Here is a 402-nt window from a genome sequence, read left to right as displayed (position 1 = left end):
CGCTCTTTAAAAATTTGGAAAGCTGATAAAAGTTCATTGAACGTTTTTGAAACGCAAGTTTTGATGATGTTCAATACCGATACTTCTTAGCAATAAGAAGTTATCAAGCAAACAAAATGATAACGCAGCAATGTGTTATCGCTAAGCGTAAAAACTTAGCACAGGTAATCCAGTAGGGTTACTAAACTTGTTCGCAAGTGTCTTGTGTAATATCTAGGCAAATGACGTTCAATCGTCAAACAATAGAACACCTTTTAGGTGTTGTATGGTTAAGTGAATAAGCGTGCACGGTGGATGCCTTGGCAGTCAGAGGCGATGAAGGACGTGGAAGTCTGCGAAAAGCGTGGGGGAGTTGACAACAAGCGTTAATCCCACGATGTCCGAATGGGGAAACCCACCTGT

At 41.3% G+C, this 402-nt stretch carries 1 rRNA gene; it reads left to right on the top strand.

Annotated features, from left to right (window positions below):
* Positions 1 to 267 precede the first annotated feature (267 nt).
* A 23S ribosomal RNA gene (locus Q4519_RS21730) occupies positions 268 to 402 on the top strand; the annotation flags it as partial.

Source organism: Motilimonas sp. 1_MG-2023, from assembly GCF_030547455.1.
Lineage (GTDB): Bacteria > Pseudomonadota > Gammaproteobacteria > Enterobacterales > CBDFNC01 > Motilimonas.
The sequence above is the reverse complement of the archived record's forward strand: the minus strand, read 5'-3'. Positions and strand labels throughout refer to the sequence as shown.